The sequence below is a fragment of the Bradyrhizobium sp. 132 genome, assembly GCF_023074185.1.
GTDB lineage: Bacteria > Pseudomonadota > Alphaproteobacteria > Rhizobiales > Xanthobacteraceae > Bradyrhizobium.
This window is the reverse complement of record NZ_JADPKY010000173.1, coordinates 1-17862: the sequence shown is the minus strand read 5'-3', so window position 1 is coordinate 17862 and position 17862 is coordinate 1. Positions and strand designations below refer to the sequence as shown.

At 64.7% G+C, this 17862-nt stretch carries 17 protein-coding genes; 15 read left to right on the top strand and 2 right to left on the bottom strand.

Annotation, left to right across the window (positions count from 1 at the left end):
* Positions 1-77 precede the first annotated feature (77 nt).
* The 4 genes from IVA74_RS38175 to IVA74_RS38160 all read left to right on the top strand — a co-directional run bounded on the left by IVA74_RS38175 (position 78) and on the right by IVA74_RS38160 (position 4303).
* Positions 78-677: a phage holin family protein gene (locus tag IVA74_RS38175; RefSeq protein WP_247352959.1), complete on the top strand. Its 600-nt coding sequence runs from the start codon at positions 78-80 to the stop codon at positions 675-677.
* Positions 678-1808 carry a YihY/virulence factor BrkB family protein gene (locus tag IVA74_RS38170; protein ID WP_247352958.1) on the top strand — a complete coding sequence of 377 codons (1131 nt, stop codon included), beginning with the start codon at positions 678-680 and terminating at the stop codon, positions 1806-1808.
* 143 nt (positions 1809-1951) lie between these two features.
* Positions 1952-3433: an EAL domain-containing protein gene (locus IVA74_RS38165; protein ID WP_247352957.1), complete on the top strand. Its 1482-nt coding sequence runs from the start codon at positions 1952-1954 to the stop codon at positions 3431-3433.
* A 15-nt stretch (positions 3434-3448) separates the two neighbouring features.
* The gene (locus tag IVA74_RS38160) at positions 3449-4303 is read left to right on the top strand and encodes a TIGR01459 family HAD-type hydrolase (protein ID WP_247352956.1); all 855 of its coding nucleotides are present in this window, start codon (positions 3449-3451) and stop codon (positions 4301-4303) included.
* A gap of 117 nt (positions 4304-4420) precedes the next feature.
* On the opposite strand, the gene IVA74_RS38155 is transcribed toward IVA74_RS38160, so the two are convergent.
* Positions 4421-4816 (bottom strand): response regulator, encoded by a 396-nt coding sequence (locus IVA74_RS38155; protein ID WP_007596883.1) that lies wholly within the window; start codon positions 4814-4816, stop codon positions 4421-4423.
* Between the two features lie 226 nt (positions 4817-5042).
* On the opposite strand from IVA74_RS38155, the gene IVA74_RS38150 reads away from it, so the two are divergent.
* The 7 genes from IVA74_RS38150 to arfB all read left to right on the top strand — a co-directional run bounded on the left by IVA74_RS38150 (position 5043) and on the right by arfB (position 14055).
* Entirely contained in the window at positions 5043-6014 is a 972-nt protein-coding gene (locus IVA74_RS38150) for a bifunctional riboflavin kinase/FAD synthetase (RefSeq protein ID WP_247352955.1), read from the top strand.
* 204 nt (positions 6015-6218) lie between these two features.
* Positions 6219-9233: an isoleucine--tRNA ligase gene (ileS, locus tag IVA74_RS38145; RefSeq protein ID WP_247352953.1), complete on the top strand. Its 3015-nt coding sequence runs from the start codon at positions 6219-6221 to the stop codon at positions 9231-9233.
* An 11-nt stretch (positions 9234-9244) separates the two neighbouring features.
* Positions 9245-9739, top strand: coding sequence for a signal peptidase II (gene lspA, locus IVA74_RS38140; protein WP_247352952.1), 495 nt, complete (start codon positions 9245-9247; stop codon positions 9737-9739).
* A gap of 97 nt (positions 9740-9836) precedes the next feature.
* Entirely contained in the window at positions 9837-10565 is a 729-nt protein-coding gene (locus IVA74_RS38135; RefSeq protein WP_247353091.1) for a hypothetical protein, read from the top strand.
* A 202-nt stretch (positions 10566-10767) separates the two neighbouring features.
* On the top strand, positions 10768-12162 hold the full coding sequence (locus IVA74_RS38130; protein ID WP_247352950.1) for a pitrilysin family protein: 1395 nt from the start codon (positions 10768-10770) through the stop codon (positions 12160-12162).
* Positions 12159-13523, top strand: a complete 1365-nt coding sequence (locus IVA74_RS38125; protein ID WP_247352948.1) for a pitrilysin family protein — start codon at positions 12159-12161, stop codon at positions 13521-13523. The genes IVA74_RS38130 and IVA74_RS38125 overlap by 4 nt, the downstream gene beginning before the upstream one ends.
* 115 nt (positions 13524-13638) lie before the next feature.
* Positions 13639-14055 (top strand): alternative ribosome rescue aminoacyl-tRNA hydrolase ArfB, encoded by a 417-nt coding sequence (gene arfB / locus IVA74_RS38120; RefSeq protein WP_247352946.1) that lies wholly within the window; start codon positions 13639-13641, stop codon positions 14053-14055.
* Positions 14056-14114: 59 nt separating this feature from the next.
* Here the strand turns inward: arfB and IVA74_RS38115 are convergent, their stop codons facing one another.
* On the bottom strand, positions 14115-14528 hold the full coding sequence (locus IVA74_RS38115; protein WP_247352944.1) for a hypothetical protein: 414 nt from the start codon (positions 14526-14528) through the stop codon (positions 14115-14117).
* A gap of 200 nt (positions 14529-14728) precedes the next feature.
* On the opposite strand from IVA74_RS38115, the gene IVA74_RS38110 reads away from it, so the two are divergent.
* From IVA74_RS38110 to IVA74_RS38095, 4 genes are read left to right on the top strand one after another with little or no spacing between them, the layout of a single operon-like run.
* Positions 14729-15115: a c-type cytochrome gene (locus tag IVA74_RS38110; RefSeq protein WP_247352942.1), complete on the top strand. Its 387-nt coding sequence runs from the start codon at positions 14729-14731 to the stop codon at positions 15113-15115.
* Positions 15116-15511, top strand: coding sequence for a VOC family protein (locus tag IVA74_RS38105; protein WP_247352940.1), 396 nt, complete (start codon positions 15116-15118; stop codon positions 15509-15511).
* 45 nt (positions 15512-15556) lie between these two features.
* Positions 15557-16105, top strand: coding sequence for a gluconate 2-dehydrogenase subunit 3 family protein (locus IVA74_RS38100; protein WP_247352938.1), 549 nt, complete (start codon positions 15557-15559; stop codon positions 16103-16105).
* A 28-nt stretch (positions 16106-16133) separates the two neighbouring features.
* Positions 16134-17702 (top strand): GMC family oxidoreductase, encoded by a 1569-nt coding sequence (locus IVA74_RS38095; RefSeq protein ID WP_247352936.1) that lies wholly within the window; start codon positions 16134-16136, stop codon positions 17700-17702.
* Positions 17703-17862 lie beyond the last annotated feature (160 nt).

The window sequence follows — 17862 nt, the reverse complement described above, 5'->3', positions numbered from 1 at the left end:
GGCAGACCTCGTCGGAACAAGTCAAATACCGCCACGTTCATCCCCGGACGAATGTCTCGCTCTCGGAGGATATCCGCATGCTCGCGCCATCGGGCGAATTGCTGCGCGCCGGCGTCGCGCTCAAGCTCAACCATCTCAAGCGCGCCGCCCGGTCCTATGCCCGTGACCGGAGCAATCAAGCCACAGGGCGCATGACGTCGTACGCGGTTGCGGCCGGACTGCTCGCGGTTGCCGGCTTGTTCGTCGTTGCAGCCTTCTTCGTCGGCCTGATCGCGCTGTACCGCTGGGTTGCAATCCATTACGGACAATTCTGGGGGTTCGGCGCCGTCGGCGGCGTGCTGTTGGTGCTGGCCGGCGCCTGCGCCGGCGTGGCCATGGCTCAGATGAAGCGCAAGACCAAGCCGATCGTGCCGCTCGCCAGCCGCCTGCGCGCGGCTATCGCCACCCCGCGCATCCCGCGCGGAACGGTAAAGCAGGCGGTGAAAGAGGTCGCGACGACAATTCCCCTGGTGCCGCTCGCGCCGGGCGAACGCGGCCACGAACGAGGACATGGCGGCAGCACATGGCCGGTTCGATCCAACCGGCCCGTGCAACTCGGGCTGATGCTCGCGGCTGTCGGGCTGGTAGGGCTCACGGCAGCGCGTCGGCGGCGTCACGGCCACGGAGCGGACAGCTAGATGCGTGTGCGGCGCACCGAGCAACTCGACAGCTGGCTGCTGGTGGCAGCCACGACCGTGTTTGTGCTCACCGCAGAACGGTATTTCCAGGATTCCGGCCTGATCCGGCCGAGACCTCCGCAAGACCATCGCAACAGCGAGGCGAATTCGCCGGAAACGAGCCCGACAGGCGCAGCCACGCAGCCCGGCCATGGCCGCCGCTCGAAAAGCCCGTTCGCGATCCCCTGGGCTGGCTGGAAAGACATCTTCTGGCGCACCTATCAGCGCGTCGGCGACGATCGCCTGCTCGCGACCGCCGGCGGCGTCGTTTTCTTCGGGCTGCTCGCGATCTTTCCGGCCGTCACAGCTCTGGTTTCATTCTATGGCCTGTTCGCCGATCCCTCGACGATCAGTTCCAACCTGCATTCGCTCGCGATGATGCTGCCCGAGGGTGCGTTCCAGATCGTCGAGGACCAGGTGGCGCGCGTCGTGTCGAACGGCGGTGCGACGCTTGGTGTCACTTTCCTGTTTGGCCTCGTGCTCGCGATCTGGAGCGCCAATGCTGGCGTCAAAGCCATCTTCGACGCCCTCAACGTCGCTTATGAAGAGCGCGAAAAGCGCAGCTTCATCCGGCTTAACGCGGTCTCGCTGGCCTTCACGGTCGGTGGCATCGTTGCCCTGCTGCTGATGGTGGGCGCCGTCGTCGCCTTCCCGCTCGCGCTCAATCATCTCGGCATGGCGCCCGAAAGCAAGCTGATCGTGGCGCTGGCGCGATGGCCGGTGCTGTTCGTCATTCTCCTTGCGGCGCTCGCCGTCCTCTACCGTTTCGCGCCCAGCCGCGATGCGCCGCGCTGGCAATGGCTGAGCCTCGGCGCGGTGACGGCCGCGATCCTCTGGATCGCCGGCTCGGCGCTGCTGTCCTGGTATCTCTCGGAATTCGCCAACTACAATGCGACCTACGGCTCGCTCGGCGCTGCGATCGGCTTGATGACGTGGATGTGGATGTCGGCCATCGTCATCATGTTCGGGGCCGAGCTGAACTCGGAGGTCGAACGGCACACCCTGCACGACACGACCACCGGGCCGCCCAAGCCGCTTGGCACCCGTCAGGCCGTCTCGGCCGACACGGTCGGCGCTGCGGCGCCGTCCTGACTCTGCAGGAGGGCCGCTATCCCCTCGAATCAACAATGATGCTAACGTCATGCTCGCTTGGGGGAGCATAGGGCGTGACGGGTTCGAAACGCCACCCGTGTTTTCCCGGTCAGGCAGTCAGCTCTTGAGGCGTAACGCGCGGCATGATTCGTATTTCGACGATCTTCATCGCCATCTGCATGGTTCTGGTCGCGGCCTCGCTCGGCCTTGTGCTGTACGCGGTCGCCGGCATCAGCGGAACCGAATCCGCGATCGTGGCGCTGACGGCGCTGACCTTCCTGATCCTCTACAATGCAGTGTCGATGCGGCTGCGCGACCGCAGCGACGTCGGCGGCCAGATCGCCGACCTTTCGCGCGGCACCGCCGACCTCGCCCGCCAGGTGGCCGAGTACGGCCGCCGGCTTGCCACGATCGAAGGACGCATCGCCTCCTCCAATTCGACCAACTCCGACCGCATCCAATCGGTGGTTGGCGAGATCAACGAGCTCGGCGGATTGGTCAGGCAGCTCGCCACCACCGTGTCGGCTCATGAGGATCTGATGGCCGGCAACGCGCCGCCTCCGGCTCCCGCTCCGGTCGCGAGGCTGGAGCCGGAGGGGCCGCTCGACCTGATGGCTCCGTTCGACGAGGAGCGGCCGGCTGCCCCTCCCCCAGTTTCCGCGCCGCCGCCACGACCGGCACCACCGGCGATCCAGACCCAGACCGCCAATCCGGTTCAGACGGCGAACGGCCGCAACCAGACCCAATTGCTGGCGACGCTGCGCAACGCGATCGACGAGAACCGCATCGACATCTTCCTCCAGCCGATGGTGACGCTGCCGCAGCGCAAGGTCCGCTTCTACGAAGCCGTGACGCGCCTGCGCGACGAGCGTGACCAGCTGATCGCGGCCGAGGAGTTCATCAGCCTCGCGGAGGCCTCCGGCCTGATCGGGCGCATCGACAACATGGTGATGCTGCGCTGTGTGCAGGTGCTGCGGCGGCTGATGGTCCGCAACAAGGATGTCGGCGTGTTCTGCAACGTCGCGGCTTCCACGCTCGGCAATTCCACGACCTTCGCGCAATACCTCGACTTCCTCGAAGCCAATCGGGCGCTGGCGCCCTCGCTGGTGCTGGAATTCAAGCAATCGACCTTCCGCAATCTCGGCCCGGCCGAGACTGAGAACCTCGCTGCGCTCGCCCAGCGTGGCTTCCGTTTCTCGATCGACCATGTCACGGATTTGCGCATCGAGCCGCGCGAGCTCGCTGACCGCGGCGTACGCTTCATCAAGGTGCCGGCGTCCCTGCTGCTCGACCCCAAACAGGCGTCGGCCTCGGACATCCACCCCTCGGACCTCTCGGATCTGCTCGGCCGCTTCGGCATCGACCTAATCGCCGAGCGGATCGAGGGCGAGCGCGCCGTGATCGACCTGCTCGACTACGACGTGCGGTTCGGCCAGGGGTTTTTGTTCGCGCCGCCCCGACCATTGCGGCCGGAGGGGGCATCTGCTACCGCCGGGGCCCCGTCGAACCAGGCACAGGACACTCAGGAATCGAATGGCTCCGGCACACCCAGCTCAGGCGCGACATCAGCTGCGCCTCCGCCACAGCGCGTCACCGGCAACGCGGCGCTTGCGCGCCGCATCTGATCGGCCGCACGCATCATGACGACGCTGCATTTCGCCAAGAGCCTGCGCGAACTCGTGGGTGGCGTGGACGTCGTGCTCAGCGACATCTGGGGCGTGGTCCATAACGGCCTCGAATCCTTCCCCGAAGCCTGCGAGGCGCTGCACACCTATCGCAGCCACGGCGGCACGGTGATCCTGATCACCAACGCGCCGCGGCCGGCCGACTCCGTGCAGCGGCAATTGCGCAAGCTCGGCGTCGCCGACGAGACCTATGACGCGATCGTCTCATCGGGCGACCTGACGCGGCTCTATGTCGCCGACCATCCCGGCCGCAAGATGTTCTGGCTCGGGCCTGAGCGCGATAACTCGATCTATCGCGGCCTCGACGCGGTGCTCGCACCGCTGGAAGAGGCCGACTACATCGTCTGCACCGGCCTCTATGACGACGAGACCGAGACGGCCGAAGACTATCGCGGCATGATGCTGAAGGCGCGCGAGCGCAAGCTGACGCTGATCTGCGCCAACCCCGACATCGTGGTGGAGAAGGGCGACCGGTTGATCTATTGCGCCGGCGCGATCGCGGAGCTCTATCGCGAGCTCGGCGGCGAAGTGCTCTTCTACGGCAAGCCGCACCGGCCGATCTACGAGCGCGCGATGGCGCTGGCCGGCGAACGCCAGGGTCACCAGATCGACCGCAAGAAGGTACTCGCGATCGGGGATTCCGTGCGCACCGACCTTACCGGCGCGCGCGAATTCGGCATCGATTGCCTGTTCGTGACCCGCGGCATCCATGCCGAGGAGTTCGAGGGTCTCGACCAGCTCGACCCGGCTTCGGTGCTGGAATTGTTCGGCCATCCGCCGAAGGCGCTGATGCGCGAACTGAAGTGGTAACGAGCTGATCGTCATTCCGGGGTGATGTGAGCATCGAACCCCGAATGACAAATCCAGCACAGAAAGCCCGGGACGATGCCCGGGCCTTCCGAATTCGATGATGGCTTCGATTGCGCCTTACGCGCTCGCCATGTCCGGGAAGACCGCCTCGATCTTGGTCTTCAGCGTCGCCGCGTTGAACGGCTTGACGATGTAGTTGTTCACGCCGGCCTTCTTGGCCGCGATCACGTTCTCGGTCTTCGATTCGGCCGTGATCATGATGAAGGGCGTGGTGGCGAGATTCGGATCCGCTCGCACTTCGCGCAGCAGATCGTAACCAGTCATTGGCTCCATGTTCCAGTCGGAAATCACGAGCCCGTACTTCTTGCCGCGCATCTTGTTCAGCGCTGCCGAACCGTCGCTGGCATCATCAATATTCTCGAAGCCAAGCTGCTTCAGGAGGTTCCTGATGATACGGATCATGGTGCTGTAGTCATCAACCACCAGAACCGACATCGACAAATCAACCGCCATCTCGACTCCCCCAACGCAAACCCAGGAATATTACGATCGGACCTGCCAGACCGGAGCCGGCGGTTCCACGCTCAAGGACTAACACCGAGGCGTTAAACAGCGCGTTAACCGGGGAGGCCGCCGTCGAACGGAAATCGCATTCGATGCGGCCGCCCCTCCCGCTTGACTTCATCCGGCCCGTCGCGCCACGGTCCCGGCCGGTCCCGCCGGCTCGAGAATTCCCCTGATGGCTCCGCATTTTACCGTTATCCGCGACACCACGCCGGACTCCGCTATTGCGAGGGGCGCCGTGGTCGCCATGGGCAATTTCGACGGCGTTCATCTCGGCCATCGCGCCGTGATCGCTGCGGCCCTGGAAATGGGCCGGACGCATGGCCGCCCTGCGCTGGCATTGACCTTTGAGCCGCATCCGCGCCGGTTTTTCAGCCCCAACACCCCGCAATTCCGCCTCACGGATGAGCGGGCCAAGTTGCGGCTTCTGGCCGGCACCGGACTTGCTGGCGCCGTTGTCATGACCTTCGACAAGTCCCGCGCCGGGACCAGCGCGCAAGACTTCATTCACCATGACCTGATCGGGCGCCTGGGCATCGGCGGAATCGCCGTCGGCTACGATTTTCATTTCGGCAAGGGTCGCGTCGGCTCGCCGAGCCTCCTCGTCAACGAGGCGCCGCGGCTCGGTATCGAGGTCGACGTGCAGCCGCATGTCGATATCGACGAGCGGCCGGTCTCCTCCAGCGCGATCCGGATCGCACTCGCCGAAGGTCAGCTCGACGAGGCCACCACCATGCTGGGCGCACCCTGGTTCGTCACCGGCGAAGTCATCCACGGCGAGAAGCGTGGCCGCGATCTCGGTTATCCCACCGCCAACATCAGGCTCGACGCGAATTGCGGCTTGAAGCACGGGATCTATGCGGTGCGGGTCGGTCGCGGCGCCGAGCGGCTGGACGGGGTGGCAAGCTTCGGCCGCCGCCCGACGTTTGATAATGGCGCCCCGCTGCTGGAAATCTTCCTGTTCGACTTCAAGGGCGACCTTTACGGGCAGGCGCTGGATTGCGCTTTCGTCGGCTTCATCCGTGAGGAGCTGAAATTCGACGACCTGGATGCCTTGATCCGCCAGATGGACGACGATTCCGCCCGCGCCCGCGCCATGCTCGCCGCCGCCCCGGACGCATTTCCGAGGCTTGGAGCGATTGACTGAGGTCCCAAAGCCGGCCTGCCGGGCCTTTGCGCTTCCCCGGCCCGGCTGCTATGGAGGGCCCCATGTTTGCGCGGCGCATCATAGGGATTAGCGGCCCGGCTTCCGCCTGAGCCTTCGGCTCGGCGCAAGACCGGGATGTTGTCGTTTCACCCCGCGATTCCGCATCGCCATCCGTTCCCGCGCACTTCCGAGCCAGTCAGCCCCATGTCCGATAAGCCGCAAAAGTCCGACACCCAAAAGTCCGACGCCAAAGACTATTCCAAGACCCTTTATCTGCCGCAGACCGAATTCCCGATGCGCGCCGGCCTGCCGCAGCGCGAGCCGGAGATCCTCAAGCGCTGGTACGAGATGGGCCTCTACGAGAAGCTGCGCGAGAGCGCCAAGGGCCGCGACAAGTTCGTGCTGCATGACGGCCCGCCCTATGCCAATGGCAACATCCATATCGGCACGTCGCTGAACAAGATCCTGAAGGATCTCGTCACCAAGAGCCAGCAGATGCTCGGCTTCGATTCCAACTACGTGCCGGGCTGGGACTGCCACGGTCTGCCGATCGAGTGGAAAGTCGAGGAGGAGCATTATCGCAAGAAGGGCAAGCAGAAGCCCGACTTCCGCGACAGTGCCGCGATGATCGATTTCCGCAAAGAGTGCCGCGCTTACGCGACGCACTGGCTCGGCGTGCAGCGCGAGGAATTCAAGCGCCTCGGCGTGATCGGCGACTGGGACCATCCCTACGCCACCATGAGCTATCCGGCCGAGGCGCAGATCGCCCGCGAGCTGATGAAGTTCGCCGCCAACGGCACGCTGTATCGCGGCTCCAAGCCGGTGATGTGGAGCGTGGTCGAGAAGACCGCGCTCGCGGAAGCCGAGGTCGAGTACGAGGACTACACGTCCGATACGGTGTGGGTAAAATTCCCGGTCACCTCGCCCGCGCATGGTGCGCTCGCCTCCGCCAGCGTCGTGATCTGGACCACGACGCCGTGGACGCTGCCGGGCAACCGCGCCATCTCGTTCTCGCCGAAGATCGCCTATGGCCTCTTTGAGGTCACGGACGCCCCTGGCGACAACTGGGCCAAGACGGGCGATCTCCTGATCCTTGCGGACGCGCTCGCCGAAGAAGTGTTCAAGCAGGCGCGCGTGACCGCCTACAAGAAGGTCCGCGACATCCCCGGCGATAACATCGACGCGATCGAATGCGCCCACCCGCTGAAGGGTCTTGCCGACAGCTACGAATTCATCGTGCCGCTTTTGCCAGGCGATCACGTCACCGACGACACCGGCACCGGCTTCGTGCATACGGCTCCCGGCCATGGTCGCGAGGACTTCGACGCCTGGACGGCGCAGGCACGCGATCTCGATGCGCGCGGCATCAACACCGCAATCCCCTACACCGTCGACGAGAACGGCGCCTATACCGATCATGCCCCGGGCTTTACCGGCAAGCGCGTCATCAACGACAAGGGCGAGAAGGGCGAGGCCAACGAGGCCGTCATCAAGGCGCTCGTCGAAAGAGGCATGCTGCTGGCACGCGGCCGGCTGAAGCACCAATATCCGCATTCCTGGCGCTCCAAGAAGCCGGTAATCTTCCGCAACACGCCGCAATGGTTCATCGCGATGGACAAGGATATCGCGGCAGGCGGCAAGACCAAGTCCGGCGACACGTTGCGCGCCCGCGCGCTGCACGCGATCTCGGTGACGCAATGGGTGCCGCCATCCGGCGAGAACCGCATCAACGGCATGATCGAGTCGCGGCCCGACTGGGTGATCTCGCGCCAGCGCGCCTGGGGCGTGCCGATCGCCGTGTTCGTGCGCGAGAAGGGCGACGGCTCGGCCGAGATCCTTCAAGACGAGGCCGTCAATACGCGCATCGGCGAAGCCTTCGAGAAGGAAGGCGCAGACGCCTGGTACGCGAAAGGCGCGCGCGAGCGCTTCCTTGGGCCGCACGCGAACGAGGACTGGCAGAAGGTCGACGACATTCTCGACGTCTGGTTCGATTCCGGCTCGACTCACGCCTTCGTGCTCGAAGACCCCGTGCACTTCCCTGGCCTCGCCGGCATCAAGCGCAAGGTCGACGGCGGCAAGGATACCGTGATGTATCTTGAGGGCTCGGACCAGCATCGCGGCTGGTTCCACTCCTCGCTGCTGGAGAGCTGCGGCACGCGCGGTCGCGCGCCTTACGATATCGTGCTGACCCACGGCTTTACCCAGGACGAGCACGGCCGCAAGATGGCGAAGTCGCTCGGCAACACCATCGCGCCGCAGACCGTCATCAAGGAATCCGGCGCCGACATTCTGCGGCTCTGGGTCGCCGCCTGCGACTACACCGACGACCAGCGCATCGGCCCCGAGATCCTGAAGAACACGGTCGAGACCTATCGCAAGCTGCGCAACACCGTGCGCTGGATGCTCGGCACGCTGCATCATTACAAGCCGGCCGACGCGGTCGCGGCCGCCGAGATGCCGGAGCTCGAACGGCTGATGCTGCACGAACTCGCGGTCCGTGCTGCCGTCGTCCGCAAGGCCTATCAGGAGTTCGACTACAAGACCGTGGTCGCGACCCTGTCCGCCTTCCTGAACAGCGAGCTCTCGGCGTTCTATTTCGACATCCGCAAGGACACGCTCTATTGCGATCCGCCGTCCTCGCCGACGCGCAAGGCGGCGCTGACCACGATCGACCTGCTGTGTCACGCGATCCTGAAATGGCTGGCGCCAATCCTCAGCTTCACGGCCGAGGAAGCCTGGCGGATGTACAGGCCCGACGCCGAACCCTCGGTGCACCTGACACAGTTTCCCCACGACCTCGAAAGCTTGCGCAACGACAAGCTCGCCGCGAAGTGGGAAGCGATCCGCAACGTCCGCCGCGTCGTCACCGGCGCGCTGGAGCTCGAGCGCGCCGCCAAGAACATCGGCTCGTCGCTGGAGGCCTCGCCGGTGATCTATGTCGCCGACCGCGACATGCTGGCGACGCTGTTCGACACCGACCTCGCCGAAATCTGCATTACCTCGAACTACGAGGTGCGCGAGGGCGAGGCGCCAGCGTCTGCGTTCCGGCTCGATGCCGTGCCCGGCGTCGCCGTCGTGGTGGAGAAAGCGGTCGGCACCAAATGCGCCCGTTCCTGGAAGATTTCGCCGACGGTGGGTGAAGATCCCGAATACCCCGACGTCACCCCGCGCGACGCCCGGGCGCTGCGCGAATGGAAGGCGCTGGGGGTGGGGGTCTGATCCCCGCGGCCATGACCCCGCTCCGCGCCGGCATCCTCACGGCCTTGCTCACGCTCGTGGCCGACCAGGCCTCAAAGCTCTGGCTGCTGAACGTGTTCGACCTCGCCCGTCGCGGCGCGGTAAAGGTGACGCCGTTCTTCGACCTGGTGCTGGCCTTGAACATCGGCATCAGCTTCGGCTGGCTTCAGAACGACGGTCAGGCGGCGCAGTTGGCGCTGATGGCTGTCAAAGTCATTGCGGTGGTCGCGCTGGGGGTCTGGATGGTCCGCTCACACACCCTGCTGGCAACCATCGCGCTCGGGCTGATCATCGGCGGCGCCATCGGCAATGGCATCGACCGCTTCGCCTATGGCGCGGTGGTCGATTTCGCCCTGTTCCACATCGAGATCGGCGGAAATACCTATAATTGGTACGTGTTCAACCTCGCCGACGTGGCCATCGTTGTCGGCGTGGCGGCGCTATTGTATGATTCCTTCCTGGGGGTACCCGCCGCAAAAGCGCCCTGATCCCGGCCGATACGGACCGGCAGGCGGAACCTTGCTTTTGCGGGGGGTTATGCCGCGCGAGAGCGGCAAACTGGCACATTTTGGAACAGGTACAGTGATGCGCAGCTCGAAGACCAGCGGTTCGATGGTTCGAGACCCCAAGCAGGGGTTCTGGCGGGCACTGAAATTGTCCGCTGTTGCCCTCGGCATCGGTCTCGCCATGTCGGCAGGCGCGGCCCGCGCCGGTGACGGCGATGATGCCGATGACGACGACATGACCTTCGAAGAGAAGCTCATCGACAATCTGATGTCCGGCATCGGCGCCAAGAGCATGGAAAAGCCCGGCATTGAATACCGCGAGCGCTCGCCGCTGGTGGTGCCGCCCAAGCTCGACCTGCCGCCGCCCGCGACCCAGACCCAGAATGCGCCGAACTGGCCCAAGGATCCCGAGGAGAAGCGCCGCAAGGAAGCGATCGCCGCGCGGAAGAAGGCCACCAAGGCGACGGAGAACTGGCAGGCCGCCCAGCCGCTGACCCCCGCAGAGATGAAGGCCGGCCAGACGGCCGCTCCCGAGCGCACGAGCAACGATCCCATTCAGCCGGGCGCCAACAGCAACCCGTCGCTCAGCCCCGCCGAACTCGGTTTTACCGGCGGGTTGTGGAATATGATGAAGGGCGGCAAGAGCGCCGAGAACAAGCAGTTCACCACCGAGCCGCCGCGCTCGTCGCTGGTCGAGCCGCCGCCGGGATACCAGACGCCGTCACCGAACTACGCCTATGGCGCCGGCGAGGACAAATCGCGGCGGACCTATTTCGACATCATGACGGGCAAGGACAAGGTACAATAGCGCCCCTCACCCGCCGCGACGTCCTGACAGGCGCGAACCCGGCACCGGCGGCTGATGCACGCCGGACGCGGTCTATAAATTGCTAATCAGTAACTTGCCTACGAGTTGCGTTCTCTGCTTCGTGACGCGAAGCCTCAGCCGCACGGTGTAGCATGCCGTGCCTCCGAGCCGGACATCCGGGCTCGGCCTTTCACCAGGGATCATGATGTCCGCAAACCGATCGGTTGCCTGCCTCCTTGTCGCGCTGCTTTCGACCAGTGTCCTCTCAGCCAGCGCCGCGTTCGCCCAGACCACGGTGACATCGGCTCCGCCCGCCAGCTTCACGCTCGGTAACGGCATGCAGGTCGTGGTGATTCCGGACCACCGCACGCCCGTCGTCACGGAGATGATCTGGTACAAGGTCGGCTCCGCAGACGAGACGCCGGGCAAGTCCGGGCTCGCGCACTTCCTCGAGCACCTGATGTTCAAGGGCACCTCGAAGCATCCGGTCGGCGAATTCTCCCAGACCGTGCTCCGCGTCGGCGGCAACGAGAACGCCTCGACCTCGGTCGACTACACCAACTACTACCAGCGCGTGCCGCGCGAGCAGTTGCCGACCATGATGGAGTTCGAGGCCGACCGCATGACCGGCCTGATCCTCAAGGACGAGAACGTGCTGCCTGAGCGCGACGTCGTGCTCGAAGAGTACAACATGCGCGTCGCCAACAGCCCCGACGCGCGCCTCAACGAGCAGATCATGGCCGCGCTCTATCTCAACCACCCCTATGGCCGTCCGGTGATCGGCTGGCACCAGGAGATCGAGAAGCTCAATCGCGAAGACGCACTCGCCTTCTACCGCCGCTTCTACGCGCCGAACAACGCGATCCTGGTGATCGCCGGCGACGTCGACGCCGCCGACATCCGTCCGTTGGTCGAGCGCAATTTCGGCTCCATCCCGGCGCAGCCCGCGATCCCGGCGCAACGCATCCGCCCGCAGGAGCCGGAGCCCGCGGCACCGCGCACCGTCACGCTGTCCGACCCACGCGTCGAGCAGCCGGGCTTGCGGCGCTATTATCTGGTGCCCTCGGCGACCACGGCTGCAGCCGGCGAAAGCGCGGCCCTCGACGTGCTGGCGCAGCTGATGGGCAGCGGCAGCAACTCCTATCTCTACCGCGCGCTGGTGGTCGACAAGCCGCTCGCGGTCTCCGCCAGCGCCAGCTATTCGAGCATCTCGCTCGACCCGACCCAGTTCGCGATCTCGGCTTCGCCGAAATCCGGCGTCAGCTTCGCCGAAGTCGAGCAGGTGGTCGACGGCGTCATTGCCGACATCGCCCAAAACCCGGTTCGCGCCGAGGATCTGGAGCGCGTGAAGACCCAGCTCATCGCGGAGGCGATCTACGCCCAGGACAACCAGGCTGTTCTGGCGCGCTGGTATGGCGGCGCGCTGACCACGGGCCTGTCGATCGAGGACATCCGGAGCTGGCCCGACCGCATCCGCGCCGTCACCGCCGAGCAGGTCCGCACCGTCGCGCAGAAATGGCTCGAGAAGAAGCGCTCGGTGACGGGCTATCTGATCAAGGACACCGCGACCACCAAGCGCGAGGAGAAGCGTTCGTGACCTATTCCTTCCTTCGACGCGTTGCATTCTCCTTTGCCACCGGCGCGGCACTCGCGCTCGCTGCGGTCTCGCCGTCACAAGCGGCTGCAAAGATCCAGCATTTGACCTCGCCGGGCGGCATCGAAGCCTGGTTCGTGCAGGATGCGACCGTGCCGCTGATCGCCATGGAATATTCCTTCGCCGGCGGCTCGGCCCAGGATCCCAAGGACAAGTCGGGCCTCGCCAATCTGGTCGGCGATCTCCTCGACGAAGGCTCCGGTGATCTCGACTCCAAGACCTTCCATGAGCGGCTCGACCGCCGCGCCATCGAGCTCTCCTTCAGCGCCACCCGCGACACGTTCCGCGGCAGCCTGCGCATGCTGCGCGACAACAAGGACGAGGCCTTCGACCTGCTGCGGAGCGCGCTGACCTCGCCGCATTTCGAAACCGCCGATGTCGAACGTATCCGCTCGCAGGTGATCTCGGGCCTGCGCCGCGAGACCACCAACCCGACCTCGCTGGCGAGCCGCAAATTCCTGGAGGTCGCCTTCGGCGAACATCCTTACGGCCGGCAGTCCAACGGCAACCTCGACAGTGTCCCGACCATCACGATCGCCGACATGAAGGATTATGTCGGCCGCGTACTCGCCAAGGACACGCTGAAGATCGCCGTGGTTGGCGACGTCGATCCAGCCACGCTCGGCAAGCTGCTCGACCACACGTTTGGCAGCCTGCCCGCCAAGGCCAATCTCGTGCCGATCCCCGACGTCGAAGCCGCCAGGCCGCCGCAACGCGCCTTCGTGACGCTCGACGTTCCCCAGACCGTGATCACCTTCGGCGGCCCCGGGGTGAAGCGCAGCGATCCGAACTTCATGGCGGCCTACGTCGTCAACCACATTCTCGGCGGCGGCGGGCTGTCCTCGCGGCTTTATCGCGAGGTGCGCGAGAAGCGCGGGCTGGCCTATTCGGTGTTCGAATCGCTGCTCTGGATGGAGCATTCGGCGGTCTTCATCGGCAATACCGGTACCCGTGCCGACCGTGCCGGCGACACCACCGACGCCATCGAGAAGGAAGTGCGCCGGATCGCCGAGGAGGGCCCGACGCAGAAGGAGCTCGACGAGGCCAAATCCTATCTCAAGGGCTCACAGATGCTGGCGCTCGACACCTCCTCGAAGCTCGCGCAGGCGCTGCTGCAATATCAGCAGGACAAGCTGCCGATCGACTATATCGAGAAGCGCAACGGCGTCGTCGATGCGGTGACCCTGGACGACGCCAAGGCAGCCGCCAAGCGCCTCTGGGGCCAGGGGCTTCTGACCGTCGTCGTCGGCCGCGCTCCGCAGGCCGCGGCGCAACCGGCCGCAGCGGCCCCGAAGTCGAACTGACTTCCGCTACGTCGCTTGGAATGGCCGGGTTCGCCCGGCCATTTGCGTTTCGGATGAGCGCCATTGCCGAACGTAGACGTCCGCGATATGTCCGGACATCACGAATGGTGCCACCATGCTGCGGATATCCCGCGATCTCGTCATCGACGAGGACGACATCGAGATCGGCTTTGTCCGCGCCTCCGGCCCGGGCGGGCAGAACGTCAACAAGGTCGCGACCTCGGCGCAATTGCGCTTCGATACCCGGAAGCTGACGCTGCCGGAGGATGCCGCGTTGCGCCTCGCACGGCTCGCAGGGCAGCGCATGACCAAGGACGGCGTCATCGTGATCCAGGCCCAACGCTTCCGCACCCAGGAGCGCAACCGCCAGGACGCCATCGACCGCCTTACGGAGATGCTCGGCGAAGCCATGGTCCGGCCGAAGCCGCGGCGCGCGACAAAGCCGACCTTTGGCTCCAAGCAGCGCCGGCTCGAGGGCAAGAAGCGCCGCAGCGACATCAAGTCGAAGCGCGGCGGACATTTCGACGACTAGCTAGCTCAGAAAACTCCGGCCGCAGGGCGACCGGAGTTCTGCCGTCAGACCCGGCCGGGTTAGTAACGCTTGGATGGGGCAGCACCGCCCGTCGTGGGATCGTCGGCGGTCCCCTTATGCGCAGCGCTGCCGGTGGTACCGGCCGTGCCTCTGGTGCCTTTGGTCGACTTCATGCCGGTCTTCTCGCCCGCTGCGCCCGGCTGAGCACTCATCTCCTCATCGCCACTGCCCATCGTGCCGCCTTGCATGGGTTTGCTTTGCACGGTGCCGCCTGTCTTGGCGGATGGCGCGCCTTGCGCGAGAACGGGCGTCGCAATGAGAGCCGACAGAGCGCATGCGATCATCGAGGTCTTCACCAACTTCATCCATTTCTCCTGGATTTTTTTGCAATGAATGGCTCGGCCGTTCCCGACACCGCTTGCCAGCACCGGTCCATTGCATCGCGTAAAGAAATCAAGCGGCGCATTGGTCATGCAATCCGCATCATGTGGTAATCGTTTAGGGATTTGACGGCGGTTTCGCGGAATTGTGCTCCGCATATTAGGCAGTGCGGAACACACGCGGCCGTGAGCATCTCCGCTCGCGGCGAAACAGCCCGCTACTACCACCGCATGTTTGGCCGCGCCTAGAGTTTGCGCACGCTGAATTGACGTGGACGGGCGGGCTTTTGACGATGCGCGCGATCGTGCTGGGATTGTGCACCGCGATGGTGCTGGTGGTGCGGGTGGCCGAGGCGCAAATGCCTTTGCCGACCGCAAAGCCGCCGGATGGCGCAACACTGTTCAAGCAGCACTGCGCGGTGTGCCACACCTTGAGCTTGTCAGAACCGATGCGGCAAGGCCCTTCACTGGTGAAGATCGTGGGCCGCCCCGCCGGCAAGGCCGAAGGCTTTAAATACTCAGAGGCGCTGTCGAAAGCCGACTTCGCCTGGGACGAGACCAGGCTCGACGCTTGGCTGACCGATCCGCAAGCCGTCGTTCCCGGCGTGACCATGGTCTACCGGCAGGCGAAGCCAGAGACGCGCGCTGCCGTTATCGCTTATCTGAAGGAGCAGAACTGAATGGCGAAGCCCGTTCATTCCATGATCCGCGTGCTCGACGAGGCGCGCTCGCTCGACTTCTACAGACGCGCCTTCGGCCTGGAGATCGCCGACCATCTGAAATTTTCGGACTTTGCCCTGATCTATCTGCGTCACCCCTCCTCACCCTTCGAAGTGGAGCTGACGGTGAACTCTGATCGAGAGGAGCCGTACCAGCTCGGCGACGGCTATGGACATCTCGCCGTGGTGGTCGAGGATCTCGATGCCGAACATTCCCGCTTCGAGCGTGAAAAGCTCGCACCGGGTCCGCTGCGCGACTTCAAGCACGACGGCAAAACGCTGGCGCGCTTCTTCTTCGTCAGTGACCCTGACGGCTACAAGATCGAGGTGATCCAGCGCGGCGGACGGTTCAACTGATCAAACTACAAAAATCAAAATCACAAAAATCGAAGGTGGAATGCCATGAGAGAAGTCGATCGTCGAAGCAAGCACAGCCGCCGCATCTTTCTCAAGGGCGCCGCGGCCGCCGTTCCGGTCGCGGCAGTCGCGACCAGCGTCGCCGTCAGCATCGATGGCGCCTGGGCCGATGAGGCAAGCGCCCTTTCGCCTGCGACGATGAAGACACTGCTGAAGGTCGCGCGCGATATCTATCCACACGACGCCCTCGGCGACAGCTACTACATCACCGCGATCAAGCCGTGGGACGGCAAGGCGGCGAAAGACGCGTCCGTCAAGGTGCTGATCAGCGACGGCATCACCAGGCTCGATCAGAACGCGCGTGATCGCCACAAGGCGCCCTATGCCGAAGTGCCCTGGGAAGCCGACCGCGTGGTGCTCTTGAAGGAGATCGAGCAGAGCGACTTCTTCCAGAAGGTGCGCGGCGACCTCATCGTCTCTCTCTACAACCAGAAGGAGGTCTGGCCGCGGTTCGGCTACGAGGGCTCCTCCGCCGAGCACGGCGGTTACATCAACCGCGGCTTCGCCGACATCGACTGGCTGCCGAAGGCTTAAGGCCACCCAACGGTTCAGGAGAACGCAAATGGCAAAATTCGATCTGAACAACTCCAGCGTTGTGGTGATCGTCGGCTCCGGTGCCGGCGGCGGCACGCTGGGCAACGAGCTCGCACAGAAGGGCGTCAAGGTCGTCATTCTCGAAGCAGGTCCCCGCATCGAGAATCAGGACTTCGTCAATGACGAGTGGGAGAGCTTCTCGCAGCTCGCCTGGACCGACGCGCGCACCACATCGGGAACATGGCGCGTCGCAAAAGACTTCTCGGGTCTTCCTGCCTGGATCGTCAAGGCGGTCGGCGGCTCGACCACACACTGGGCCGGCGCGTCGCTGCGCTTCGACGAGCACGAGTTCAAGGTGAAGAGCACCTACGGCAGCCTTCCCGGCGCCAACCTGCTGGACTGGCCGGTCACGCTCGCGGAGATGGAGCCGTGGTACGCCAAGGCCGAGAACAAGATGGGCGTGACCCGCACCAACGGCATTCCCGGACTTCCCGGCAACAATAACTTCAGGGTGATGGAGGCCGGCGCGAAGAAGCTCGGATACAAAACCGTGCACACCGGCAACATGGCCATCAACAGCCAGCCACGAGATGGCCGCGGCGCCTGTCAGCAGATCGGCTTCTGCTTCCAGGGCTGCAAATCCGGCGCGAAATGGTCGACGCTCTACACTGAGATACCCAAGGGCGAGGCGACCGGCAATCTCGAAGTCCGCCCCGCGAGCATGGCGGTCAAGATCGAGCATGACGCGGGCGGCAAGGTCACCGGCGTGGTGTACGCCGACGAGACGGGCGCGATGCAGCGCCAGAAGGCACGCATCGTTGCGGTGGCCGGCAATTCGATCGAAAGCCCGCGGCTGCTGTTGAACAGCGCATCCACGATGTTTCCGGACGGCCTTGGCAACTCGAGTGGTCAGGTTGGCCGCAACTACATGCGCCACATGACCGGCAGCGTCTACGCCGTGTTCGAGAAATCGGTGCACATGTATCGCGGCACCACCATGGCCGGCATCATCCGCGACGAGGCCACCAACAATCCGAAGCGCGGCTTCGTCGGCGGCTACGAGATGGAGACGCTGTCGATCGGCCTGCCCTTCATGGCGGCGTTCCTCAACCCCGGCGCCTGGGGACGTCCGTTCACCGCAGCGCTCGACGGCTATCCCCGAATGGCCGGCATGTGGCTGGTCGGCGAGGACATGGCACAGGAGACCAACCGCATCACGCTCGATCCAACCGTGAAGGACAAGTTCGGACAGCCGGTCGCGAGCGTGCATTTCGACGATCATCCCAACGATCTCGCGATGCGCGCGCATGCCTACAAGCAGGGGGCGGCGGTCTACGAAGCCGTCGGCGCCACCGTGAGCTATCCGACGCCGCCCTATCCGAGCACGCACAATCTCGGCACCAACCGGATGAGCGAGAAGCCGCGCGACGGTGTGGTCAACAAGTTCGGGCAGAGCCACGACGTCAAGAATCTGTTCGTCTCCGACGGCAGCCAGTTCACCAGCGGCGCTGCCTGCAATCCGACGCTGACCATCGTCTCGCTCGCGATCCGGCAGGCGGATTACATTGCCGGCGCGATGCAGAAGAAGGAGATCTGATCGCTCCCTCCCCGTCGTTGCGAGCGAAGCGAAGCAATCCAGAATCCCACCGCGGTGGCGGTCTGGATTGCTCACATGGGGATTTGGTGTGTCAAGGCGGATGTTCAGCTTTTTGTTTGATTGCTGCCAGCTTTTCGTCCCGACCGCTGGGTCTTTCGGA

Excerpts from the sequence above, each read along its gene's own strand:
- IVA74_RS38175 (WP_247352959.1), top strand. The coding sequence starts at position 78 with ATGCTCGCGCCATCGGGCGAATTGCTGCGCGCCGGCGTCGCGCTCAAG.
- IVA74_RS38170 (WP_247352958.1), top strand. The coding sequence starts at position 678 with ATGCGTGTGCGGCGCACCGAGCAACTCGACAGCTGGCTGCTGGTGGCA.
- IVA74_RS38165 (WP_247352957.1), top strand. The coding sequence starts at position 1,952 with ATGATTCGTATTTCGACGATCTTCATCGCCATCTGCATGGTTCTGGTC.
- IVA74_RS38160 (WP_247352956.1), top strand. The coding sequence starts at position 3,449 with ATGACGACGCTGCATTTCGCCAAGAGCCTGCGCGAACTCGTGGGTGGC.
- IVA74_RS38155 (WP_007596883.1), bottom strand. The coding sequence starts at position 4,816 with ATGGCGGTTGATTTGTCGATGTCGGTTCTGGTGGTTGATGACTACAGC.
- IVA74_RS38150 (WP_247352955.1), top strand. The coding sequence starts at position 5,043 with ATGGCTCCGCATTTTACCGTTATCCGCGACACCACGCCGGACTCCGCT.
- ileS (WP_247352953.1), top strand. The coding sequence starts at position 6,219 with ATGTCCGATAAGCCGCAAAAGTCCGACACCCAAAAGTCCGACGCCAAA.
- lspA (WP_247352952.1), top strand. The coding sequence starts at position 9,245 with ATGACCCCGCTCCGCGCCGGCATCCTCACGGCCTTGCTCACGCTCGTG.
- IVA74_RS38135 (WP_247353091.1), top strand. The coding sequence starts at position 9,837 with ATGCGCAGCTCGAAGACCAGCGGTTCGATGGTTCGAGACCCCAAGCAG.
- IVA74_RS38130 (WP_247352950.1), top strand. The coding sequence starts at position 10,768 with ATGATGTCCGCAAACCGATCGGTTGCCTGCCTCCTTGTCGCGCTGCTT.
- arfB (WP_247352946.1), top strand. The coding sequence starts at position 13,639 with ATGCTGCGGATATCCCGCGATCTCGTCATCGACGAGGACGACATCGAG.
- IVA74_RS38115 (WP_247352944.1), bottom strand. The coding sequence starts at position 14,528 with ATGACCAATGCGCCGCTTGATTTCTTTACGCGATGCAATGGACCGGTG.
- IVA74_RS38110 (WP_247352942.1), top strand. The coding sequence starts at position 14,729 with ATGCGCGCGATCGTGCTGGGATTGTGCACCGCGATGGTGCTGGTGGTG.
- IVA74_RS38105 (WP_247352940.1), top strand. The coding sequence starts at position 15,116 with ATGGCGAAGCCCGTTCATTCCATGATCCGCGTGCTCGACGAGGCGCGC.
- IVA74_RS38100 (WP_247352938.1), top strand. The coding sequence starts at position 15,557 with ATGAGAGAAGTCGATCGTCGAAGCAAGCACAGCCGCCGCATCTTTCTC.
- IVA74_RS38095 (WP_247352936.1), top strand. The coding sequence starts at position 16,134 with ATGGCAAAATTCGATCTGAACAACTCCAGCGTTGTGGTGATCGTCGGC.